At 69.5% G+C, this 23,374-nt stretch carries 20 protein-coding genes; 11 read left to right on the forward strand and 9 right to left on the reverse strand.

What is annotated here, in order from left to right:
• Positions 1-20 precede the first annotated feature (20 nt).
• The 3 genes from ABCR94_RS16190 to ABCR94_RS16200 all read left to right on the forward strand — a co-directional run bounded on the left by ABCR94_RS16190 (position 21) and on the right by ABCR94_RS16200 (position 4,699).
• A complete protein-coding gene (locus tag ABCR94_RS16190; protein WP_347120156.1) occupies positions 21-1,577 on the forward strand; it encodes a DUF4331 domain-containing protein in 1,557 nt (518 codons plus the stop codon).
• Positions 1,578-1,676: 99 nt separating this feature from the next.
• Complete coding sequence (locus ABCR94_RS16195; protein WP_347119990.1) at positions 1,677-3,041, forward strand: tetratricopeptide repeat protein; 1,365 nt, start codon at positions 1,677-1,679, stop codon at positions 3,039-3,041.
• The gene (locus ABCR94_RS16200; RefSeq protein ID WP_347119991.1) at positions 3,038-4,699 is read left to right on the forward strand and encodes a nickel transporter; all 1,662 of its coding nucleotides are present in this window, start codon (positions 3,038-3,040) and stop codon (positions 4,697-4,699) included. Before ABCR94_RS16195 ends, ABCR94_RS16200 begins: the two co-directional genes overlap by 4 nt.
• Before the next feature lie 116 nt (positions 4,700-4,815).
• On the opposite strand, the gene ABCR94_RS16205 is transcribed toward ABCR94_RS16200, so the two are convergent.
• The 3 genes from ABCR94_RS16205 to ABCR94_RS16215 all read right to left on the reverse strand — a co-directional run bounded on the left by ABCR94_RS16205 (position 4,816) and on the right by ABCR94_RS16215 (position 8,209).
• Entirely contained in the window at positions 4,816-6,786 is a 1,971-nt protein-coding gene (locus ABCR94_RS16205) for an ABC transporter permease (RefSeq protein WP_347119992.1), read from the reverse strand.
• Between the two features lie 81 nt (positions 6,787-6,867).
• Positions 6,868-7,674, reverse strand: a complete 807-nt coding sequence (modA, locus tag ABCR94_RS16210) for a molybdate ABC transporter substrate-binding protein (RefSeq protein WP_347119993.1) — start codon at positions 7,672-7,674, stop codon at positions 6,868-6,870.
• 139 nt (positions 7,675-7,813) lie between these two features.
• The gene (locus ABCR94_RS16215; RefSeq protein WP_347119994.1) at positions 7,814-8,209 is read right to left on the reverse strand and encodes a TOBE domain-containing protein; all 396 of its coding nucleotides are present in this window, start codon (positions 8,207-8,209) and stop codon (positions 7,814-7,816) included.
• A gap of 280 nt (positions 8,210-8,489) precedes the next feature.
• Between ABCR94_RS16215 and ABCR94_RS16220 the strand changes: the two genes are divergently transcribed.
• Entirely contained in the window at positions 8,490-8,909 is a 420-nt protein-coding gene (locus ABCR94_RS16220; RefSeq protein ID WP_347119995.1) for a TOBE domain-containing protein, read from the forward strand.
• A 97-nt stretch (positions 8,910-9,006) separates the two neighbouring features.
• Entirely contained in the window at positions 9,007-9,282 is a 276-nt protein-coding gene (locus ABCR94_RS16225) for an alpha/beta fold hydrolase (protein ID WP_347119996.1), read from the forward strand.
• Between the two features lie 63 nt (positions 9,283-9,345).
• Here the strand turns inward: ABCR94_RS16225 and ABCR94_RS16230 are convergent, their stop codons facing one another.
• The 3 genes from ABCR94_RS16230 to ABCR94_RS16240 all read right to left on the reverse strand — a co-directional run bounded on the left by ABCR94_RS16230 (position 9,346) and on the right by ABCR94_RS16240 (position 13,361).
• Positions 9,346-10,587, reverse strand: coding sequence for a vWA domain-containing protein (locus tag ABCR94_RS16230; protein WP_347119997.1), 1,242 nt, complete (start codon positions 10,585-10,587; stop codon positions 9,346-9,348).
• Positions 10,584-11,867, reverse strand: a complete 1,284-nt coding sequence (locus ABCR94_RS16235; protein ID WP_347119998.1) for an AAA family ATPase — start codon at positions 11,865-11,867, stop codon at positions 10,584-10,586. The genes ABCR94_RS16230 and ABCR94_RS16235 overlap by 4 nt, the downstream gene beginning before the upstream one ends.
• Before the next feature lie 90 nt (positions 11,868-11,957).
• The gene (locus ABCR94_RS16240) at positions 11,958-13,361 is read right to left on the reverse strand and encodes a hypothetical protein (protein ID WP_347119999.1); all 1,404 of its coding nucleotides are present in this window, start codon (positions 13,359-13,361) and stop codon (positions 11,958-11,960) included.
• A 185-nt stretch (positions 13,362-13,546) separates the two neighbouring features.
• Between ABCR94_RS16240 and ABCR94_RS16245 the strand changes: the two genes are divergently transcribed.
• Positions 13,547-13,798, forward strand: coding sequence for a hypothetical protein (locus ABCR94_RS16245; RefSeq protein ID WP_347120000.1), 252 nt, complete (start codon positions 13,547-13,549; stop codon positions 13,796-13,798).
• A gap of 4 nt (positions 13,799-13,802) precedes the next feature.
• Here ABCR94_RS16245 and ABCR94_RS16250 read toward each other — a convergent pair whose 3' ends face one another.
• Complete coding sequence (locus ABCR94_RS16250; RefSeq protein WP_347120001.1) at positions 13,803-14,258, reverse strand: aromatic-ring hydroxylase C-terminal domain-containing protein; 456 nt, start codon at positions 14,256-14,258, stop codon at positions 13,803-13,805.
• A gap of 230 nt (positions 14,259-14,488) precedes the next feature.
• Entirely contained in the window at positions 14,489-15,358 is an 870-nt protein-coding gene (locus ABCR94_RS16255; protein WP_347120002.1) for a LysR family transcriptional regulator, read from the reverse strand.
• Positions 15,359-15,524: 166 nt separating this feature from the next.
• On the opposite strand from ABCR94_RS16255, the gene ABCR94_RS16260 reads away from it, so the two are divergent.
• Entirely contained in the window at positions 15,525-16,352 is an 828-nt protein-coding gene (locus tag ABCR94_RS16260) for an EamA family transporter (protein WP_347120157.1), read from the forward strand.
• 174 nt (positions 16,353-16,526) lie between these two features.
• Here the strand turns inward: ABCR94_RS16260 and ABCR94_RS16265 are convergent, their stop codons facing one another.
• Entirely contained in the window at positions 16,527-16,880 is a 354-nt protein-coding gene (locus tag ABCR94_RS16265) for a DUF8825 domain-containing protein (protein ID WP_347120003.1), read from the reverse strand.
• 294 nt (positions 16,881-17,174) lie between these two features.
• Between ABCR94_RS16265 and ABCR94_RS16270 the strand changes: the two genes are divergently transcribed.
• The 4 genes from ABCR94_RS16270 to ABCR94_RS16285 all read left to right on the forward strand — a co-directional run bounded on the left by ABCR94_RS16270 (position 17,175) and on the right by ABCR94_RS16285 (position 23,303).
• Positions 17,175-17,594, forward strand: a complete 420-nt coding sequence (locus tag ABCR94_RS16270; protein ID WP_347120158.1) for a helix-turn-helix transcriptional regulator — start codon at positions 17,175-17,177, stop codon at positions 17,592-17,594.
• A gap of 10 nt (positions 17,595-17,604) precedes the next feature.
• On the forward strand, positions 17,605-18,021 hold the full coding sequence (locus ABCR94_RS16275; protein WP_347120004.1) for a VOC family protein: 417 nt from the start codon (positions 17,605-17,607) through the stop codon (positions 18,019-18,021).
• A gap of 133 nt (positions 18,022-18,154) precedes the next feature.
• Complete coding sequence (locus tag ABCR94_RS16280; RefSeq protein WP_347120005.1) at positions 18,155-20,563, forward strand: ATP-binding cassette domain-containing protein; 2,409 nt, start codon at positions 18,155-18,157, stop codon at positions 20,561-20,563.
• Positions 20,564-21,476: 913 nt separating this feature from the next.
• Positions 21,477-23,303 carry an acyl-CoA dehydrogenase family protein gene (locus ABCR94_RS16285; RefSeq protein ID WP_347120006.1) on the forward strand — a complete coding sequence of 609 codons (1,827 nt, stop codon included), beginning with the start codon at positions 21,477-21,479 and terminating at the stop codon, positions 23,301-23,303.
• The last annotated feature ends 71 nt before the right edge of the window (positions 23,304-23,374 follow it).

A 23,374-nucleotide genomic window follows, 5' to 3' on the forward strand; every position in this document is an offset into this window, starting at 1 on the left:
CAGTCTTGACGTCCCTTTCCATGAGGCCCCGCAAGCGGCGAGTCCTTGACCAGTCGCTTCTTGTCCTGGGGGCCGGCGCGCTGGCCACCGGCCTGGCCGTGCTCACCCTCGCGCCGGGAACCAGCGCCGCCTCCAGCCACCGCGAGGCTCCGCTGATCGCAGGCGACCCGCGGGCGGACAACACGGACGTGTACGCGTTCACCAGCCCCGACCGGGCGGACACGGTGACTCTGCTCGCCAACTGGATTCCCTTCCAGGAGCCCAACGGCGGCCCGAACTTCTACGCCTTCGCCGACGACGCCCGCTACCACATCAAGATCGACAACACCGGGGACGGGCGCGCCGACGTCACCTACACCTGGCGCTTCAAGAACAAAACCCGCGATGCGGCCAACCAGTTCCTCTACAACACGGGACCGGTCACCTCACTCAGCGACCCGGACCTCAATTTCCGTCAGGTCTACAACCTGACCGTCACCGACTCCCGTGGCCGCACCCGCACGCTGCTGCGCGACGCGCCCGTCGCACCCTCACGCACCGGCGAGGCGTCGATGCCCAACTACGGCGCCCTGCGCGCCGAGGCCGTGCGCAAGGCGCCCCGGGGTGCCAAGGCATTCGCCGGACAGTCCGAAGACCCCTTCTTCGCCGACCTGCGAGTCTTCGACCTGCTGTACGGCGGGGACCTGAGCAAGCGCGGCCAGGACACCCTGGCCGGCTACAACGTCAACTCCGTGGCGCTGCAGATCCCCAAGAAGGATCTGGCGCTGCGCGGCAACAGCTCGCGCAACCCGGTCGTCGGAGTGTGGTCGACGACCGAGCGACGCGGGGCCAACGTCTACGACAGCCGCAACAAGAAGACGAACACCGGCTGGCGTCAGGTGTCGCGGCTGGGCAACCCGCTGGTCAACGAAGTCGTCGTACCGCTGAAGTTCAAGGACGCCTTCAACTCCATCTCCCCGGACCAGGACCGCACCGTGCAGCCGGTCGTCGACAAGGTCTACAACCCGATCCTGCCGAAGCTGATCCAGAAGGTCTACGGGGTCCCGGCGCCGGCCACCCCGCGCAACGACCTGGCCGAGATCTACCTCACGGGAATCTGCAAGGCCTGCGGCCCCATCAAGGCCGACCTCAATGCCCACAGCCTCAACAAGGACGCACCCCGCCGTGCGATCGTGCCGGCCGAGGAACTGCGGCTGAACATGGGCGTCGCACCGACCGGCAAGCCGCAGCGGCTGGGCGTACTCGCCGGTGACCTGGCGGGCTTCCCCAATGGCCGACGTCTGACTGACGACGTCATCGACATCTCCCTGCAGGCCGTCGAAGGCGCCGCCCAGACCGGCACGCTGGTCCCCGCCCTTGCCGAGGGTGACAAGGTCGACGCCAACGAGGTGCCGTTCGCAGCGAAGTTCCCCTACCTCGCTGTGCCGCACACCAAAAGCGTCAACAGCGGACCGCAGGGCAACGGCATGCGCCAGACCGCGATGAACACCTCCCAAGCCTCCGCACTCGGAGCAGCAGGTGCACTCCTGCTCGGCGCGGGCGGATACCGGCTGCGGCGACGCCGCACCAACAGCTGACAGCCCCGGCAGACACATCCAGGCCATGCGCCTGCGGCCGGGCGGAGCCCTGTGGCTCCGCCCGGCCACTGATCCGACCGAACTACCGAGGAGGCCTGCGTGCCACCGTCAGACACGACCGCTGAACCCCGCATCGCGCGCACCGGCCGCCGCAGACATCTGCGCAGCGCGCTGATCACGCTCGGGCTCGGGGCGGTCCTGTTCACCGTGGGCGCACTGGGTCTCACACCGTCACCACCCCTGCCTGCAGCCGAAGACACCTCCACGCCCGTACGCCGCGCCGACGATCCAGCCGCCAAGGGGTCCGTCGAGGCCCTCAGCGCGCGGCTACGACGGCTCCCGCAGGATCATGTCGGCTGGGCCACACTGGGTATGGCCTACGTCCAGCAGGCCCGTACAACTGCGGATCCCGCGACCTACGCCCGAGGCGAGAGCGCTCTGCGTAAGTCACTCAAGCTTCAGCCGGCTGACAACTTCCAGGCCGAAACAGGCATGGGCGCACTGGCCGCCGCCCGCCACGACTTCCCCCGCGCCCTGGCCTGGGCCACAAAAGCCACCACCACCAACCCCTCGAACGCGGCCGCCCACGGCGTACTGGCCGACGCCTACACCCAGCTCGGACGCTACGAGGACTCCTACAAGGCAGTTCAACGCATGACCGACCTGCGCCCGGACGCCGCGTCCTTGGCCCGCGCCTCCTACACCTGGGAGCTACGAGGCGACACACGCCGCGCGCAGGAGCTGATGACCAGATCCCTCGGTGCGGCATCGACCGAAACTGACAGGGGGTTCGCGCGCGCGCATCTGGCCCTGATGGCCCTGGAGACCGGCGATCCCGTCACCGCGCTGCGCGAAGCGAATACCGGGCTCCGCGCCGCTCCGCACGACTCCGCACTCCTGGAAGCCAGGGCCCGCACCCACGCGGCTCTGGGGAAACCACGCCAGGCCGTCGACGACTACAACACGGCCATCGCGATCACACCGCTGCCCCAGTACCTCCTCGGCCTGGGCGAACTCCATCAGTCCCTCGGCCGTACGGAACAGGCCGAGACGCAGTACGGGCTGCTGCGCGCCCAGGACCGGCTGCGGACCGCGAGCGGGGCCGCTGCGGACGTCGACGTGATCCTCTTCGAGGCCGACCACGGCGACCCGGGCACAGCGGTCACCCTGTGCCGCCGTGCAGTGCGCGCCAGGTCCTTCATCGCCGTGCACGATGCCTGCGCCTGGGCCCTGCACCGCGCCGGCCGTGACAGGCAAGCACTGGTCCACGCCGACCAGGCACTCGCGCTGGGCACCCGCAGCGCTCCGTTCCACTACCACCGAGCCAAAATCCATTACGCGCTGGGGGATTTGAACGCCACCCGCAAGGACCTTGGCCAGGCAATGGCCATCGACCCGCGCTTCCACCCGTTGCAGGCCACCGAAGCACGCACCATGCTCCGCAGAATCGACGGCACCCGATGAACCTGACCCTTCGCCGCGCCGCGTCCGGCCTCGTAACGGCCTTGCTTGTCTGCACGTCCGCGGTGGTCGCGGCTCCCACCGCCACCGCTCACCCCTTGGGAAACTTCACGGTCAACCACTACACCGGGCTGACCCTCCACCCCGGCCGGATCGACGCCCTGGTGGTCGTCGACCGGGCCGAGATCGCCGCCGCGCAGGAGCAACCGCGCGTTGACCAGGACCACAACGGACGCATCGACACAGGGGAGGCCGGCGCATACGCCTCACGCGCCTGCACGGAACTCGCCGCCCAACTGCGGGTCACCGTGCAAAGCCGCCCCGTCACCTGGAAACCCGCCACCAGCGCGCTGACCCACCACCCCGGCGAAGCGGGACTCAAGACCAGCAGACTCCAGTGCGCGCTCACCGCCCAGAGCGACTTGCGCAACCCGTCGGACATCGAGGCCCACACCAGCTACGACAGCCGGCGCATCGGCTGGCGCGAGATCACCGCCCGCGGCGAAGGGATCTCCCTCACCGACTCCGACGTGCCCACCCGCTCCGTAACCAACGAGCTCCGCCGATACCCGCAAGACCCGCTCGCCACGCCACTCGACCAACGCGCGGCGACGCTTCGCGTCGAACCGGGGCAGGGCAACGCCGCGTCCGCAGTCCGCGACTCCCTACCCGGGACGGGCCCCGTCGGCGCCGCACTGAGCAAGGTCTCCGACGTATTCGACTCACTCGTCGGGTCGCGTGAACTCACTCTCCCCGTAGGACTCTTGGCGCTCCTGCTCGCCGTGGTCCTCGGCGCTTCCCATGCCGCCATGCCCGGACACGGCAAGACCATCATGGCCGCCTACCTGGCGGGTCGACACGGCACCCCCAAAGACGCGGTCACCATCGGGGCCACCGTCACCCTTACCCACACCTCAGGCGTCCTCGTCCTTGGACTCGCCCTGCCGGTTGCGACCCACCTGGCCGGGGAAACCGTCCTCACCTGGCTCGGGACCGCGAGCGGACTGATCGTCACGGCCATCGGGCTATGGCTCCTGCGCTCAGCCCTTCTCAACCGGCCCACCCACCATCACCACCACGGTCACCACGGTCACCACCACCACGGTCACCATCACGGTCCTGGTCACCATCACACCCACGATGGCCAGGAGACCGGCCACGAGCCACCGGTGCGACTTCCGGCCGGCCGGTCTCCCCACGACGGTACGGAGAACGAGTCCGCCGGCACAGGAACTGTGCTGACCAAAGCGCCCACCCATCACACCCACACCCACCCTCACCCCGAGCCCGAGCCCGATCCGCTGATCCGTCCGTCCCGCAGGTCCAAGCGCACCGCACTGATTGGTGTGGGCGTTGCCGGAGGACTTGTACCGAGCCCCTCTGCGATCGTCGTACTGCTCGGAGCGATCGCCCTGGGCCGCACAGCCTTCGGCGTGCTCCTCGTCGTCGCCTACGGCATCGGCATGGCCGGCACCCTCACCCTCGCCGGGCTTCTGCTTGTCCGTCTGCGCGACAAGTTCACAACGAGCGCGCGCATCGCCTCGCCGGCTCATCGCGCCCTCGCGAAGCGCCTGGCCCGCTACGGCCCCGTCGCCACCTCCGCACTCGTCCTGCTCGTCGGCGCAGGACTCACCATTCGCTCCGCCGCAGGCCCATGGTGACCGGGCCATAGCGGTGCCGTTGCCGGGGGTGGGAGGACGTGAGCGTTCCCTCTGAGGCGCTGCCGGCGAGCACCTCGGTGGGGCGCACAGGTTTGGTCCTGCAGAGCCTGGCGCTCTCACAGAGGAACGACGGTGGCTTCGGTGGCCTTGATGCTTGTCCATACCGGAACGCCGTCGGCCAGGCCGAGTTCGGCGGCGGCCTGCGGAGTGATCTCTGCGACGAGGTCGGGTGCCGTGTGCGAGGTGATGAGGATCCGCAGGCGGCTGCCGCTGGTGGTGATCTCGCGGATGGTGCCCTGCCAAATGTTGCGGGGGCTGCCGCCCGGCTTGTGGCGGTGCACGGAGACGGCTTCGGGGGCGATCACCGCGAGGGCCGGGGTGCCGGCAGGGAGGGGGTCGGCGATGACGAGGTGTCCTCCGCCGGAGAGCTGGAGGCCGTCGTCGGTTGCGGTGCCGGGCCAGGCGTTGCTGCCGAGCATGCGGGCGACCCAGGGGGAGCGGGGGTGGCGGGTGACTTCGGCGGGCGGGGCGTCCTGGAGGGTGCGGCCGTCTTCGAGCACAAGGACCCGGTCGGCCAGGGAGACGGCTTCTACCGGGTCGTGGGTGACGATCAGGCAGACCCCGCCGAAGCTGTCCAGGTGGCGACGCAGCGTGTGGCGTACCCGCCCGCGGGTGGTCTGATCCAGGGCGGCCAGCGGCTCGTCGAGGAGCAGCAGGCGGGGGCGAGCGGCCAGGGCTCGCGCCAGGGCCACACGCTGGGCTTGGCCGCCGGACAGTTGCGAGGGCTTACGGGCGGCCAGGTGGCCGACACCGAGGCGGTCGAGCCACTCCTGGGCGCTGCGGCGGGCCTCGGCACGGGGTACTCCGTGGGCGCGCAGCCCGTACGCCGTGTTCGTCAGTGCCGTCAGGTGAGGGAAGAGCGCGCCGTCCTGCGGGACCCAGGCGACGCCGCGCCGGTGCGGGGGCAGGGCGCTGACGTCGAGGTCTCCGAGGCGCAGGGTGGCGTGGGCGCGGGGGGTGAGGCCGAGGAGGGCGCGCAGCAGTGTGGTCTTGCCCGCGCCGTTGGGGCCGACGACGGCGATGGTGGTGCCGGGCTCGGCGTCGAGGGTGAGCTGGTTGAAACCGCTGACCTCAGCACGCAGCGGCCAGCGCTCCCGCACGGGTCCGGTGTCGGCGCTGGGAATTGGGCGGTCGGTGTGCAGGTCCTTCGGCGGGCCGGATTCTGCTTCCTCGACCTTCGCGCGCGGACCGTCCGCAGTGGTGCGCGGGATGCGCGGGGTGCGCGGGGTGCCCGTCCAGCGTCCGCGCAGTGCGATGAGTACGACCATGGCGATGGCCAGCAGGAGCAGGGAGACTGAGGTGGCGGCTTCCGGGTTGTTCTGGAGCAGCAAGTAGACCTGGAGCGGGAGGGTTTGGGTGGTGCCGGGGAGGTTGCCGGCGAAGGTGATGGTCGCGCCGAACTCGCCGAGGGCTCGCGCCCAGGTGAGGGCTGCGCCCGCTGCGAGGCCGGGGGCGACCATGGGCAGGGTGACGGTGAAGAACACCCGTACCGGCGAGGCCCCCAGAGAGGCTGCCGTTTCCTCGTACCGGGGGTGGAGTCCGCCCAGCGCCCCTTCGAGGCTGATGACCAGGAAGGGCATCGCGACGAACGTGGCGGCGAGGACGGCGCCGGAGGTGTGGAAGGGCAGCGTGATGCCGAAGGTGTCCTCCATCCACGGCCCGAGGAGGCCGCGGCGACCGAAGGCGAGGAGGAGGGCGACGCCGCCGACGGTGGGGGGCAGCACCATCGGCAGCAGGACCAGGGAACGGACGAACACCTTGCCGGGAAAGTCGACGCGGGCCAGCAGCCAGGCCAGCGGGACCCCGAAGACGATGGAAAGGCCCAGCGCCCATCCGGAAACGACCAGCGACAACGTCAGCGCTTGCGTCGTGCCTTCACCGGTCAGGTGGGAGCCGAGTTCGCCCCAGGAGGTACGGGCGAGGATCCCGATCAGGGGCAGTAGCAGGAAGGCGATGGCCAGGAGCGCGGGGATCGCCAGGGCGATCGGTGCGCGGGGGCCCGTGGTGCGGTTGGGGAGGCGTTTCATCGGCGGTTCCTGAGGCTGGAAGAGCGGTGTGCGTGGCCCGGGTTTCAGGAAGCCGGGGCCACGCACACGAACACCTGTCGGTTACGGCTGCTGGAAGCCGGCGTCCGCGAGGATCTTCTGCGCCTCGGGGGTGGACAGCCATGCTACGAAAGCGGTCGCGGCGTCGCTGTGCTTGGACGTCTTGAGGGTGGCGGCCGGGTAGGAGGCGACGGCGTTCTGGGCGTCGGGGATGTCGATCGCCTCGACCTTGTCGGTGGCCGTGGCCGCGTCGGTCTTGTAGACGAGCCCGGCGTCGGCCTCGCCGAGCTCGACCTTGCTGAGTACGGCGCGGACGTTCGGCTCCTGGGAGACCGGCTTCACGTCGATCTTCTGGGCGTCGAGGATCTCCTTGCTGTAGCGGCCGACCGGCACCTCGGGCGCGGCAAGCACCACCTTGAGTTTGGTGTCGGCGAGATCCTTGAGGTTCTCGACCTTCTCCGGGTTGCCCTTGCCGGTGGCGATCACCAGGCGGTTCTTGGCGATGACGGTCGGTGCTCCGGTGTCGGACTTCAGCCCGTCCATCGTCTTGGTGTCCGCGGTCACCAGCGCGTCCGCGGGCGCGCCCTGCTTGACCTGGGCGGCCAGCTCCTGAGATCCGGCGAAGGAGAACTTCACCTTCGTGCCGGGGTTCTTCTTCTCGTACGCGGCCCCCGCCGTCTTGAAGACGTCGGTGAGCGAGGAGGCGGCCAGAACCGTCAGGTCGGCCTTCGGCGCGCCGGTCGCCGACGCGCTGGGCTTGGTCGCCGAGTCCTTCGTATCGTCGTCGCTGCCGCAGGCGGTCAGCGGAAGGAGGAGGCCCGCGGCGACGAGAGCGGCTGCGGTGCGGCGTCCGGTGAGGGTGAGGAACATGAGGGCGGCACTCCTTGGGGGACGCGGTCGGCTGGTGCCGTCCGAGTGGATGGTGGTGAGCCGCGCCGAATGGGGCCTCCCCTGCTTGAGTCCGTTCGAGAGCTTGGGGAAGGGCGACGCCGCTGGGTGGGGAAGTGGATCAGGTGCGGTCGATGTGCACGCTGGTGGACTTCACGCGGGCGGTGGCCTGCATGCCGACCTCCAGTCCCAACTCCTCGACCGCTTCCCGGGTCAGGAGCGAGACGAGCCGGTGCGGGCCGGCCTGGATGTCGACCTGGGCTGCGACGTCGCCGAGCTTGATGGCGGTGACGATGCCGGGGAACGCGTTGCGGGCCGAGGTGTAGGACGTTTCGTCCTCCCCGGCACCGCCCTGAGCCACCTCGATGGAGAACGCGGCCAGGTCGCGGCCGTCGATGAGGCGGCGCCCGCTCTCCTCGCGGTGGGTGGCGACCCGCCCGGCATCGGCCCAGCGGCGGGCGGTGTCGGGGCTGACGCCGAGCAGACGAGCTGCCTGCCCAATGGTGTAGGACTGCATGTGCAACATCGTAGCCACTCTGGGATCGCATTCACAAAGCCTGATGCGAATATCCATGGCAGATGCGCAAAGAGTTAGAGGAACGTCCGAAAAGCCCGCGCGGGGTGCGTCGCGGTGGGGGCGTGGGCGTGAACTGGATGCCGCCGCTTCGCGAGGCGATTCGCCCAATCAGCCTTGTGCTTGCGACGGGCGGGCTGCCCGCTGGGCGTGGGCTGTTTACAGTGAGGAATGCAGACCAGGAAATACCTGGCATTCCAGCACGAATTCGAGGCGCTTCCTCATGAACCTGAGCATCCGTAACCAGATCCCCGGCACTGTCACCGCCGTCACCGCGGGCGAGGTGATGGCGGCCGTCAAGGTCCGTCTGACGGGCGGTCAGGAGATTACGGCTGCGATCACCCTTGAAGCCGTCAAGGAACTCGGTCTCGCCGAGGGCGCATCGGTCCGCACACTGATGAAGTCCACCGAGGTGTCCGTGGCCACCGGTGTCGTCCAGGGACTGAGCATCCGCAATCAGATCCCCGGCACCATCACCGACGTCGCTACCGGCGGTGCCATGGCGAGCGTCAAGATTTCCGTCGAGGGCGGCGAGCTGACCGCCGCGATCACCAAGGACGCTGTGACCGATCTTGAACTCGCCCCGGGTACAGCCGTCACCGCGCTGATCAAGTCGACGGAGATCTCGCTGGCCGCAGTCTGATCGGCGGCGCCGCGCAGCCGACCTGGTCGGCCGTCTCGGCCGGGTCGCTGAGTCCCGCGCCCTGTACGAGCGCTACCGCATCCCCGCCTGCGGCCAGGTGTTCTGGGGCGGCGCGCCGGCCAACATCCACCCCGGCCGCGCCGACTCGTACGTGAACTACCGCAACAACGACCGGGCCCCGCTGCTGTTCATCTCGGGCGAGAACAACCACCTGATGCCGCCGAAGATCCAGCAGTCCAACGCCAAGCACTGCAAGTCGAACACCGTCACCGACGTCACCGAGTATTCGGGACGGTCCCATCTGATGCCCGACCAGAAGGGCTGGGAGAAGATCGCCGATCGCGCCCTGGCCTGGGCCCTCGACCACACCTGACCAACAGTTGATCAACCGGCCGCGGTGCCCTTGGCCGACTACGGCGCCAGGCGCCCAACCTCTTCAAGAGGCCCCGATGTCAACCACTCGCGCCCAAGCGGGCGGCAAGTCCGGCGCGTAATCGGGATCGCCCTCGTCCCACGACGGTCCTTGCCGAGGGAAGAGGCCCACCACGGTGCGACACGGTGGTCGTGTGTCCGGCCAGGGGGTCTGGCCGTCGGTCAGGACCACGATGACATCAGGGCGGGGCTGCACGCGGAGCGCCTTGGCGAAGCCCGTACGAAGATCCGTACCGCCGCCGCCCACCAACGGAATTCCCTCGCCGCGGCACAGCGGGTGCACGATCCGCGCCGCCGCGTCGCACGGCAGTACGGAGACGAGGTCGCGGCGACCGCCCACGGCCTGGGAGATCGCGGCAACTTCCAGGAGTGCGCTGCCCAGTTCGGTGTCGCTGACGGAGCCGGAGGTGTCGATGACCACGCAGACCCGAGGGGGCCTGCGCCGCAGACTCGGCAGAATGACGCCGGGTAGTCCGGCCGAGCGTCGCGACGGCCGGCCGTAGGAGTAGTCCTCGCCCGCACCGGAGCCGGAGGCCGCCGAGCGGACCGCCGCTCCCAGCAACTCCCGCCACGGCTGCGGAGGGTGAAAGGCCTCCTGCGCCCACCGCTGCCACCCTCGCGAGGCGCTGCCCGGGCGGCCGGTGATGCCCTGCGCCACCCGGAACCGGACGGCGTCACGTTCTTGCTCGCTGAGCCCGTGCGCGCCGTCCGGTCCCAGCTCCCACTCCCGTTCGCGTCCATCTGCGCCGCTGCCGCAATCCAGCCAGGCCATGGCCTCGGTGCGCGGGCCGAGGCGGAACTGACGCAGGTAGTCCTCCATCAGTTCGCCCTCGGGCAGCAGCAGGGATGCCGGGTGGACGGCGCCTTCGGGTCGGATCAGCCCGTCGCCGTACACGTCGTCGTTGATCTCGCAGTCCGCGGCGATGTTCATACGCAGCCGCTCCGCCGGGCCGGTCAACCCGCGCTGCCGCGCGACGCGGTCACTGCGCCCGTGGTGGTCGCGCAGCAGGTGGGACACCTCGTGCACCCAGACCCCGGCCAGTTCCTCCACCGGGGTGCGGTCCACGAAGACCGGTGAGACATAGCACCGCCAGTGCCGGTCGACGGCCATTGTCGGTACCCGCCGTGACTCGACGGTGTGGAGGGCGAACAGGGCCGTCGCCAGGTAGGGCCTCACGCGGGCGGCGTGCAGTCGGGCGGCGAAGAGCTTGTCGCGGTCAAGGGTCCGCTCTACATCTGGAGTCATCGGCGGGCCTTGCCGGCGAGGGTGGCTCGGGCCGCCGCGTCGTCTGCTCGCCGGGACAGGGACACCGCTCCGGCCAGCCGTTCGATCGTTGCCGGTACGTCCCAGTCCCCTTGGCGCAGGGTGGCGAGGGTGGTCGCCGGGACGACCACCAGGTCCGGGGCTCCGGTCTCCAGGGCTCGGGCCAAGAGCGCCCATGCGGCGTCCCAGCGGGCCTTGTCCGGGCGATGGCGGACCGCGTCCACCACTGCGTCGAGAACGGCTTGACGTAGATCGCCCCGCTCGGGCAGGGCGGCACCGGTGGGGTCGGCGAGCAGCGTCTCGGGGTCCGGGAGGTCCATCCGATCCAGGCCGGCCAGCAGCTCCAGCCCCGGACCGTCCCCCACGGTTCCTCTGACCAGGAGGGAAAGCACTTCGCGGGAGGCGCCGGCCGCCGTCGCGAAGGCGATCAGAGTCAGAGTCATCTCCCAGCTTCGCGGGGAGGGCCACGGTCCGCCCCGGCGCGTTTCATTGCTGGGCAGCCGGTGGACGAGCCCGGGGCGCGCGGTGAGCAGTGTGCACACCGCCCGGCGGGCGAACGCCACGGCCTGGGGCAGCTGTTGTGGGTCGAGCCGGGGCAGGGTCGCCCGGGGCCAGGTCCCGCCGAGTCCGCGTACGACGACCTCGTGGTCGTGGGTCCACTGCAGATGTACGAAGCGGTTGGCCAACGGAGGGCTCAGCTCCCAGCCGTCGGCCGCCGAGGAACGCGGATTGGCGGCGGCCACGATCCTTATGCCGGGCGGCAGTTGCAGGGCGCCGATCCGCCGCTCAAGCACGAGGCGCAGCAGGGCGGCCTGAACGGCCGGGGGAGCGGTGGACAGTTCGTCGAGGAACAGTAGCCCCCGGCCGGCCCGCACCAGTCGCACGGCCCAGTCCGGCGGCGCCATCGGCACACCCTGCTGCGCGGGGTCGTCTCCGACGACGGGCAGTCCGGAGAAGTCGGACGGCTCGTGCACGCTGGCGATCACTGTGGTCAGCGGAAGGTCCAGGGATGCGGCCAACTGTGTCAGCGCGGCAGTTTTGCCGATGCCCGGCTCACCCCACAGCAGTACGGGCAGGTCGGCGGCCACGGTCAGGGTGAGGGCTTCCAACTGTGCGTCTGGGCGCGGTTCGGTGGTGGTGTCGCGCAGCAAAGTCAGCAACGCACCGGCGACATCGAGCGGGGAGTCGTCGGCCGGGTCGGAGGCAGAGGCGAAGGCGGTATCGGTGAGGTCGGTGGCAATGGGCGGGCTGCACAGGGGCATGCTTGATCACCTTTTGGGTTCGAGAGGAGCCGCGAGGGAGCCGGCGGGACAGCGGTGGCGGAGCAGCGGTGGTGGGTCAACGGTGGTGGGTCAGCGGCCGGTCGTGTGGCGTGGGCGCGAGCGGTGGCCACGGGGGCGGCGACGTTCGGGGCGGATATGCTCGGGCCCAGGTCCGATCAGACCTGCCCGGTAGAGCCCGTAGGTGATGCGCTGCTGTGCGGCCGCCGTCAGTTCGTCGCGCAGAGCGCCGGTGCGCAGCAGCGCTTCGGGGCCCAGCAGACCCTCGACGACGGCCAGTGCACCGGCCGCGTCGCCATGGTCCAGCCGTTCGCGGACGCCGGTGAGGCAATCCGGGTGGCGGTGCGCGTCGTCGATGGCCTGCAGACAGGGAAGCGGACTACCGGTCAGCGCGGCCAGCAGTTCTTCCCGCCGAATCTCGGCGGGGTCGTGGTCCAGCGAGGCGAGTACCCCCTCGACCAGGCCGATCCGGTGCTGAGCGCCCCGGCACTCCACCACGCGAGGCCGGCTTGCCCCGTCCGCAGTCCGAGGCGGACCTGTCGGCGCATGCTCCGGTACGAGTGCGGACGCCACGAGCGGGTGCAGCTGATCGGCCTCGATCGCGCCGGCGCGGAGCAGTTCCAGGTCGGGCAGCACCCAGGTCGCCGCATTGGGTAGGACCGGCAGTGCGCAGGCGCCGCCGTCGGCAGAGGGCGCCGCGATGCGCAAGGTGGGCGGCCCTGCACCGTCCCGGTCCGCGACGAGATCCACATCGACCCGATGTCGAGTGTCCAATCGCACCGTGACGGCCCCGGTGGACCGGCCTTCGTCGTGGAGCAGGACCCCTGCCTCGGCCGCCCAGCGATCGACGGCACAGAGATATCCCCGTGGCACTGCTGCCAGAAATCTCGGGTCCCCTCCCAGGTGGCCCTCTGCGGGCAGCCGATCGGCCCCGGACCGGATACGCAGTTCCCCGCTCCTGCGCGCATCCCACAGGTGGCGATGCAGGTCGATGCGAAACCGCTGATGGGGGCGGGGATGTGGATGGCGGCAGGCGCCGGCGTCGGGGTGGGATCTGTCCCACAGCGCGAGACTGATCCGCTGTCCGGCATCGGCCCAACTCGGCGCAGTGCGGGCCACCAGGAGCACCGGGCAGACGCCGTCACGCCCCGCATCGTCGTACCGAGCCAGAGCGACGGTCAGACCTGGGCGCAACAGCCCGTCCGGGGCGATCCTGGGCATGTGCCAGCGCAACAGGTCGGGCGCGAGATGACGCAGATCGGCCCGTACTTGGGCCGCGAGTTCCTGGCCATGGGTACGCGCCATGGCCCGAAGATTGAATTCGACATCGATGCCTGCGGCGGCGCACGCCCCCGCCCAGTCCCCAGCACCACGGCGGGCGGTCGCAAGCTCGATCATGGACGGCGGCACGGCGTACTCCCGCACGCGCAGCCAAAAGGAAAGACGGGCATCCCTGTTCGCGTTCTGAGTGAGCATCAGCACTCACCTTGCGCGGACGGGACCCCCATTCTGTGAACACCGTGAGTCATCATCGCGGCGAGCATATTGCTCCGCACCGTGGTCCGCCAGATCTTTTCCCGGTGGGAGCGCCTCGACGAGCCCGCCGGCGACCTGACGCCTCGGCTCCACGCTCCCTGCGCGACGCTCTGCTGGCCATGGACATGCGGACATACATCCTCCGGCCCGGATACATCCAACCGCTGAACGGCGCGAAGCCGTCCGCCCGCGCTCAGCGGGCCATGAATGTGGTGAGCACGCCCCTCTACCCCCTCCTACGCTGGATTCTCCCGCGCCACGTGACCACCACCGATGCCATCGGCCGCGCCATGCTCGCCGTCACGCGACTCGAAGGAGCCGGCCCTCACGTACTCGACAGCTCCGGCATCAACCGCGCGGCGGCCACGGTCCAATGACTCCTTAGGACTTGCCGGTCCAGGCGGCCAGGGCTGCGGCGCGCTCGGCCTGGCGTGTTTCGGGGTCAAGATGGCCGGCGGCCCAGGCGATGTGGCCGTCGGGGCGGACCAGGAGATCGGCGAGCCCGTCGAGGGCGGTGTGCGTCTCGTGGTCGGTGACGACGACGGTACGGACGTGGGGAGCGCATTCCGTACCAACTCTGCCCGGTGAAGCGCCCGTTGCGGGAACTTCAGGGGCGAGGTCGAACAGGACGAACTGCCCTTCGCGGAAGAGTTCGTACGCCCGCTTCTCATCCGTACCGGCGGCGGTCAGGCCGATGTCCGGCATCCGTTGGCCCACCAGGGGGTGGGAGTCCCGGACCGACGGTGGGTAGGTGGTGTCGAGGGCGGAGACGCGCCGGGCCAGCAGCCGGTTGACCGGTTCGCCGTCGGTCCCACGCCCCTGCGGACCAGCCGCCACGCCTCGGTGAACAACTCGGGGAGCGTGCCAGGGAGCAGCTCGAATGCCCTCACCCGCGAGAGGGCTTCGATACCGACGCGGGCACCCGACAAGATCGCTCGGGCACACGACCGCGTGGATGCCGGCGGAGGTGGCCGCGTCTTGCTCACCATCCCTTGAGGTGAGGGCCGTTCATTCGGACGTCGGATTCGGACGTCGGGTGTCGGACGTCGGGTGTCAGGCGTCGGCTGTCAGGCGTCTTCGCGGTAGAGGTCGGAGAGTAGGGCGACGGCGGCGTGGGTAGCCGGGTGGGGGTCGTGGCGGCGCCAAATGAGCTGGACCGGGACGGGATCGGCGTCACGCAGAGGGCGGTAGGTGATGCCGTCGCGGCGGTACTGGGTGGCGGTGGCCTGAGGTGTGATGCCGACGCAGCGTCCGGTGGCGATGGCCGCGAGCCAGTCGTCGATGTCGTGCGTGTACTCCACCGTGGGGCGTATGCCTTCGGGCCACAGGTCCAAGGTGGTGGTACCGGTGCGGCGGTCCACCACCAGGGTGCGCCGGCGGATCTCTTCCAGGCGGATGCTGCGGCGCTTGGTCCAGGGGTCGTCGGAGGCGAGGGCGAGGCAGCGGGGTTCGTGGCCGACCAGGGCGTGGGCGTAGCGGCGGGTGTCGATGGCGGTGCGCAGGACAGCGAGGTCGCACAGGCCCTCGGCGAGGCCGGCGGTGGGGGCGTTGTGGCGGATCAGGTGGAGTTCCACGTCGGGGTAGCGCTCGTGCCAGCGGCGCTGGAACTCGGTGGTGTGGCGGCCCATGGCGGACCAGGCGTGGCCGACGCGCAGCCGGGTGTGGCCGGTGGTTGCCTGGCGGACCAGTTCGTCGGTCTCGGCGAGCAGGTGGCGGGCGCGGGCGAGCACCTCTACTCCGGCGGTGCTGGGGGTGAGGGTGCGGCTGGTGCGGTGCAGCAGCCGCACGCCGAGGATCCCCTCCAGGGCGAGGAGCGTGCGCGAGACCGCTGCCTGGGAGACACCCAGCTCGATCGCGGCGTCGGTGAAGCTGCCCGTGTCGACGATCGTGACCAGGCAGCGCAGATGCCGCAGCTCCAGCTGGGGATGAGCATTCATGCGTCCAGGGTATTCATGCGGCCTGGGTATAGATGGCGTATCGCATGCATTTTGCGCATAGGTCGGCCCGGCCGATGGTCGTGCCATGGCACTCGAAGTCCGTACAGACATGACGTCGGCCGCCGCGACGCAGCCGAAGTCACCGCGGTGGCCGGGCATCGCGCTGATGGTGGGCAGCGGCCTGTCCAACCAGGTCGGAGCATCAATCGCCGCGCTCGCCTTCCCGGTCCTCGGTCCGGTCGGAGTGGTGGCCGTGCGCCAGTGGGTCGCCGCCTTCGTGCTGCTGAGCGCGGGGCGGCCGAAGCTGCGTTCGTTCACCGCCGCCCAGTGGAGGCCGGTACTGGCGCTGGCCGCGGTGTTCGCGGCCATGAACCTGACGCTGTACATGGCGATCGACCGGATCGGGCTCGGCCTCGCTGTCACCCTGGAGTTCCTCGGCCCCCTCGCCGTGGCACTGGCGGGCTCGCGCCGCCGTACCGATCTGGCCTGCGCCCTCGCCGCCGCGGCGGGTGTGGTGGTCCTGACCCGCCCCCAGCCCAGCACCGACTACCTCGGTATCGGCTTGGCGCTGATCGCCGCTGTCTGCTGGGGCTGCTACATCCTGCTCAACCGCACCGTCGGTGAGCGCCTGCCCGGGGTGCAGGGATCGGCCGCCGCCGCGGCCGTCTCCGGCCTGCTCTACCTTCCTGTGGGCGCCGTGGCCTTGTGGCTCCATCAGCCGAGCGTCGTCGCCCTCCTGTGCGCGGTGGCCGCAGGTGTGTTGTCCTCCGCGGTGCCGTTTCTCGCCGACCTGCTGGCGCTGCGCCGGGTGCCCGCTCGCTTTTTCGGGATCTTCATGAGCGTCAACCCGGTATTCGCCGCGCTGATCGGCCTGCTCATCCTCGGGCAGCACCTCGCCCCGGCATCGTGGCTCGCCATCGCCATGATCGTCACCGCCAACGCCGTTGCCGTGGGCGTCACCGCGAGCCGCTCCCTGGCGAAGACCGCCTACTGAAGAGAGCGACGGACCCGCCCGCGCTGCCTCACGGCCGAGGGGTCGCGCCGCACGGCAGTGCCGCGGTAGCTCTGGCCGCCGAGGGGGATGACGGCCTTGGCCAAGGGGTCCGAGCTTCGTCGGTGCGTCGGGTATCTCCCCGTCCCAGGACGGCCGTTTCTCCTCCACGCCGACCTACGCCGCCGCGTCGTACTCGCAGGCCGGTCCGTGGAAGTGCTTGAGCGCCGTCCGTAGATCGACCAGGCCCTCTGAGCAGGTGCCCCAGTACGGGTGGGTGGTCACCGTGATGGCCACAGTGAGCACCTCGCTGCGCAGCCGGGCGATCTCGCGTGTCTGGGCTTCGGTGTAGCCGGGGCTGGGCGGCAGGCTCCGGGGCTCACCACCCTGAACGGTCTTGGGCGCGGTCCAGCCGTCGGCCGGCTCGACGGACCAGGGCAGGGCCAGGCCCAGCGCGTACTGCTCGGCCCGCAGCTGGTGCAGGCGCATCTGGGCGGCATGAAGGTCTCGGGGGAAGTCGTACGTCGTCACCCTCAAAATGATACGTGTGTTCGAATTGATTCGGCGGTCGGGCGCGCCCAAGGTCACCTGATTGGCCTGCGCCAGCTTCGACAGCGCTGGTGCGGGGGAGTCCGGGCCGCCCGTCCGGGGCGTCGCCCACCCCACGGCCTTCATGGGCGCTCGGCCCGCCCACGCCGCCGCGGTCAACGAGATCATGCGCCCGACAGCCCGACAGCCCGACAGCTCATGAGCCCGACAGCTCATGGGCCCATGAGCACAGACAAAGCAGGGACGGGCCACCGCCACCGTGCGATGCTGGTACGCATGACCCTGGAGGACCTCGTACGGCTGCGCCGAGCCCGGGACAGGATGGACCGCGACTACGCGCAGCCACTGGACGTTCCGGCGCTGGCGAACGTCGCCCTCATGTCGCCCGGGCACTTCTCCCGCAGTTTCCGCGCCGCCTTCGGGGAGACGCCCTACAGGTACCTGATGACCCGCCGCGTCGAGCGTGCGAAGGCGCTGCTGCGACGAGGCGACATGAGCGTGACCGACGTCTGCTTCGCGGTCGGATGCACCTCGCTCGGGTCGTTCAGCTCGCGCTTCACCGAGCTGGTCGGCGAGAGCCCCAGCGCCTACCGGGCCCGCAGTCACGAAGCCGGCGCCGCGATCCCGGCGTGTGTAGCCAAGATCCTTACAAGACCGGTCAGGATCGGAGAAGCGAAATCCGGCGCGGCCTCGTAGCGTCAAAGGCATGAATATCAAGCTCTCTCAGTGCTTCATCGCGGTCGACGACCACGACAAGGCGCTCGCCTTCTACCGCGATGTCCTCGGCCTGCAGGTACACAACGACGTCGCGTTCGAGGGGATGCGCTGGGTGACCGTCGGCTCAGCCGCGCAGCCGGACGTGGAGATCGTCCTCGAACCGCCGCTCGCCAACCCCAACGCCTCCCCGGCCGACCAGCAGGCGATGGCGGAGCTGCTGGCCAAGGGCATGCTGCGCGGCGTGATCTTCTCCACCGACGACGTCGACGCCACCTTCGAGCGCATCCAGGCCGCCGGTGGAGAGGTACTGCAAGAACCGATCGACCAGCCGTACGGCGTCCGCGACTGCGCCTTCCGCGACCCGGCCGGCAACATGCTCCGCTTCAACCAGCCCCGCAAGCGGTAGCGACCGTTTGCACGGGCCGACGCAGAACCAGACGTACTGCAGAACCAGAAGCACTGATCGCAGCTGGTCAGATCGAGCCGGGCAACACTGATGGCGACCGCGCACGCGGCCCGGCCCAACCGATGGAGACACGATGAGCAAGGCGAAGAGGACGACGCAGTCGCCTGCGCCGCGCGGTGCCGAAAGCCACGATCTGATCGGCGTGCACGGTTCGATCCGCGTGCACGGTGCGCGTGTGAACAACCTCAAGGACGTCAGTATCGAGATCCCGAAGCGCCGGCTGACGGTGTTCACCGGCGTCTCCGGCTCGGGCAAGAGCTCGCTGGTGTTCAATACGATCGCCGCGGAGTCGCAGCGGCTGATCAACGAGACCTACAGCACCTTCGTGCAGGGCTTCATGCCGACGCTGGCACGGCCCGAGGTCGACGTACTTGAAGGGCTGACGACGGCGATCATCGTCGACCAGCAGCGGATGGGCGCCGACCCCCGCTCCACGGTCGGCACGGCCACCGATGCCAACGCGATGCTGCGCATTCTCTTCAGCCGGCAGGGGCAGCCGCACGTCGGCTCGCCCAACGCGTTCTCCTTCAATGTCGCCTCCGTCCGGGCGAGCGGTGCGATCACGGTCGAACGCGGCGCCGGCACCAAGACCGTGAAGCAGACCTTCACCCGCACCGGCGGCATGTGTACGCGCTGCGAAGGCCGCGGCGCGGTCTCCGACATCGACCTGACCCAGCTCTACGACGACTCCAAGTCGATCGCCGAGGGTGCGTTCACCATCCCCGGCTGGAAGTCGGACAGCTGGTGGACCGTGCGGACCTACGCCGAGTCGGGATTTCTCGACCCGGAGAAGCCGATTCGCAAGTTCACCAAGAAGGAGATGCAGGACTTCCTCTACCGGGAGCCGACCAAGGTGAAGGTCGAGGGCGTCAACCTCACCTACGAGGGGCTGATCCCGAAGATCCAGAAGTCGTTTCTCTCCAAGGACCGGGAGGCGATGCAGCCGCATATCCGGGCGTTCGTGGACCGGGCGGTCACCTTTACCACGTGCCCCGAGTGCGATGGCACCCGGCTCAGCGAGGCGGCCCGCTCCTCACGGATCGGCGGGATCAACATCGCCGAAGCCTGCGCGATGCAGATCAGCGACCTGGCCACATGGGTCCGCGGCCTCGAAGAGCCGTCGGTGGCGCCGCTGCTCACCACACTGCAGCAGACCCTCGATTCGTTCGTGAACATCGGGCTGGGCTATCTCTCGCTCGACCGGGCATCGGGCACGCTGTCGGGCGGCGAGGCACAGCGCGTCAAGATGATCCGTCACCTAGGCTCCTCGCTCACCGACGTCACCTACGTCTTCGACGAGCCCACCATCGGCTTGCACCCCCATGACATCCAGCGGATGAACGACCTGCTCCTGCGGCTGCGGGACAAGGGCAACACGGTGCTCGTCGTGGAGCACAAACCGGAGACGATCGCGATCGCCGACCATGTCGTCGATCTGGGCCCCGGCGCCGGTACGGCGGGCGGCACCGTCTGCTTCGAGGGCACCGTCGAGGGGCTGCGGGTCGGCGGCACCATCACCGGCCGCCACTTCGACGACCGGGCCACCCTCAAGGAGACGGTGCGGAAGCCCACCGGGATGCTGGAGATCCGTGGCGCGGCGAGTCACAACCTGCGGGACGTCGACGTCGACGTCCCGCTCGGAGTGCTGTGCGTGATCACCGGCGTGGCGGGATCCGGCAAGAGCTCGCTCGTGCACGGGTCGATCCCCGCCGGCGAGGGTGTGGTGTCGATCGACCAGGGCGCGATCCGCGGCTCGCGACGGAGCAACCCGGCGACGTACACCGGGCTGCTCGACCCGATCCGTAAGGCGTTCGCGAAGGCCAACGGCGTGAAGCCGGCGCTGTTCAGCGCCAATTCAGAGGGCGCCTGCCCCAACTGCAACGGTGCGGGCGTCATCTTCACCGACCTGGGGATGATGGCCGGTGTCGCCACCACCTGCGAGGAGTGCGAGGGGAAACGGTTCGAGGCATCGGTGCTTGACTACCACTTCGGTGGCCGCGACATCAGCGAGGTGCTCGCGATGTCGGTGACCGAGGCCGAGGAGTTCTTCGGCGCCGGTGAGGCCCGCACCCCGGCCGCGCACGCCATCCTCGGCCGCCTCGCCGACGTCGGACTCGGCTACCTCAGTCTCGGTCAGCCGCTCACCACGCTGTCCGGCGGCGAGCGGCAGCGGTTGAAGCTGGCCACGCACATGGCCGAGAAGGGTGGCGTCTATCTCCTCGACGAGCCGACCACCGGCCTCCACCTCGCCGACGTCGAGCAGCTGCTCGGGCTCCTCGACCGACTCGTTGACTCCGGAAAGTCGGTCATCGTCATCGAGCACCACCAGGCGGTCATGGCGCACGCCGACTGGATCATCGATCTCGGTCCCGGCGCCGGCCACGACGGTGGCCGGATCGTCTTCGAGGGCGCACCCGCCGACCTCATTGCCGACCGCTCCACCCTCACCGGCGAGCACCTCGCAGCCTACGTCGGCACCTGACCGGGGCTCTCGCGGACACCGTGGGGCGAGAAAACAACCTCGCCTGCGCGAGGGCGATTTCACGCAGGAGATCCCCCGCGCAGGCCGAGGAGAAACCCCCGCCTGCGCGGGGACGACATGGGCGTCCTGATCGGCACGAAGCGCGCTGTGCCGTCTCCATCTCCCGCGGTCGCGGAGGGGGGGAGTTCCACGTAGGTACTGAACTCCCGCCGCGACTGCCCCACGGCCAGCAGCGCGGCCGACAGCACTCGGCCGGACCGCCGTGGAGGTGCGTGTGAGCGGGGGAAGCGTCGTTCAGGGCGCTGCTCTCGCCATCGGCATGCCCGACCGCGATTCGTGGCTGATCCTCCTGGGCTTCCTCGCCACGCTGATCGCGCTCTGGTGTCGCCGTGAAGTCCGGCACGATCGGCGTCAAGCTCCTGGGCCGGGGTGACGACGATTCCGCGGGCTGGAACCTGGCCCACCACGCGGCGGCCCAGATGAAGGTCACCTGCTACAACTGACCACGGCCGAGCCCCCTTCGGTCGCTGTTGGCTTCCTGAACAATGCGCAGGCCCAAGGCCTGGGGAACACAAACAGCGACCGAAGCGGCTCAAGCCTCCGGTCCATGATGCTGCGCGGCTCTCAAGTGCCGACTCAGTGCGTCTCCATGCTCCAGGCTCCTCAAGGTCCGCAACCGTGCGCAAACGGCAGCGCGCTGGAGCGTCGACGCGGTTACGGCTGAGGGGGTGGGCCCACGGCAGTTGCCCAGGCAGGTTTCCTCGGGGGACACGCTCACCCGAAGTCCAGCGGGACTCCGTGATTGCCCATGCGCGGAGATAGGCAGATACCGGCGTTTAGGGATCTTAATCGTGTTGATCGTCACCCTGAGCGGACTGATCATACGGGCTACCGCACGACTACCGTCCGGTGCGTGATCTCCTCCCCTGTGCTCTCGGCCTCAGTCTCTGCCGCCCTCACCCAGGCGCTCTTCGGCGACCGGCTGGAACTCCACGAGCCGTGGCGCAAGTTATTTGCAACTGAGCCGTTTCGCTTCCGGGAGGGGCTGACACCTCAGGAGCGTGCGGCGCTGTCCTACGAGCGTTTGCGTCTGGTCAACGAGGCTCTCGACAGTCCCGAAAATCTGGTGGCCGACGTGGAGCGGCTCACCGCACTGCACGAGTGGGCGGGACCCGTCGATGCGGGGATGGCGACGCTGGCGAGCATTCACTACAACCTCTTCCTCGGCAGTGTGCTCGACCACGACCCGGACGGTGAGCGCAACCTTCGTGACTTCACGGAGTTGCGGCGTACAGGCACCTTCCTGTGCACCGAGACTGGGCACGGCAACGGTGCCTCCCGGATGGAAACCACCGCCACGCACGACCCGATCAGCGGCGGCTTCGTCCTGAACACGCCGACGGCGGCCGCGTGCAAGTTCATGCCGAACACCTCTTCCACCGGCGGCCCCAAGACGGGCGTCGTCGCGGCCCGCCTGATCGCGGACACCAAGGACCAGGGAGTCTTCCTCTTCCTCACCCCGCTCAGTGACGACACCGGCCAGCCCTTGCCAGGAGTGGAGATACGCAGGCTGCCGCAGACAGTCACCAGCCCCGTGGACCACTGCCTCACCGCCTTCGACCACGTTCGCCTGCCGCACGCCGCGCTCTTGCAGTCCGACCACGGGCGCCTCACACCCCAGGGTGTCTTCACCAGCATGATCGGCAGTCCGCGCCGACGATTCCTGCACTCCATAGGGCGGGTGACGAGCGGAAAACTCTGCATGAGTGCCTACAGTCTCGGGGTCACCCGCCATGCCGTCGCCGTCGCCGTACGCCATGCCCACACCCGGCACACCTCCGGCGTGACCGCGAAGGGCAGCGTTCCTCTGTGGGCCCACCGCAGCCACCACACCTCGCTCCTCGACGCCATCGCGACCACGTACGCGGCGACCCTGTTGCACCGCACCGCCGTGCGCCAGTGGACGCAGGCAACGGGCCCCGAACGCGAAGACGCCGAACGCCTCGTCGCCATCGCCAAGGGCTGGATCACCTGGCGGGCCCGTGACGTCATGACCGAGTGCCGCGAACGCTGCGGGGCGCAGGGACTCTTCCTGGCCAACGGTATTGCCTCCCAGACGGCAGCCAATGAAGGGACCATCACGGCAGAAGGCGACAACCTCGTCATCTGGGTCAAAGCCGCCGGAGAAATGCTACTCGGCCACTTCACCCCGACCCCTGCCGACGACCGCACACCCGACGACCGCGACCTCACCGACCCCTCCTTCCTCCACGGCCTGCTGGCAGACATCGAACGCATCTGGCATCAGCGCGCCCGCACCCGCCTGCGCTCCGCCAATCCGGGCAACCCCCTGGGCAGGTGGAACACCGCAGTCACACCCGCACTCGAACTCGTCGACGCCCACGCCCACCGCCAGGCCTCACAGGCCCTGCTCACGGCCGCCGCCGACTCCGTCGACCCCGGTGCCCAGCTCCTTCTGCACTCCCTTCACCGCCTCTTCGCGCTGCGCCGTATCGCCGCCCACAGCGGAGACCTGCTGGCCGAGGGGCACCTCACCGCGGCGCAGGTCAGGCAACTCCCCGAAGCGGCCGAAGACCTCGTTACCGACCTCGAACAGCACGCCATGATCCTCACCGAGGGTTTCGCCATCGCGGAGGATGTCCTCCTTGACCACCCCATCAACCAGCCTGAAGGCCTGGAAGGTTACGTCGCAGCAGGTGACCTGCTCTCCTCCCGTTGACTCGAAGCCCGACGTTTCGCTGCGAGCCGTCCCCTGCCGGTATCGGCCCTGGTCAAGCCCGGGCCGTACTG

This window comes from Streptomyces changchenzhani (assembly GCF_039766235.1).
Taxonomy (GTDB): domain Bacteria; phylum Actinomycetota; class Actinomycetes; order Streptomycetales; family Streptomycetaceae; genus Streptomyces.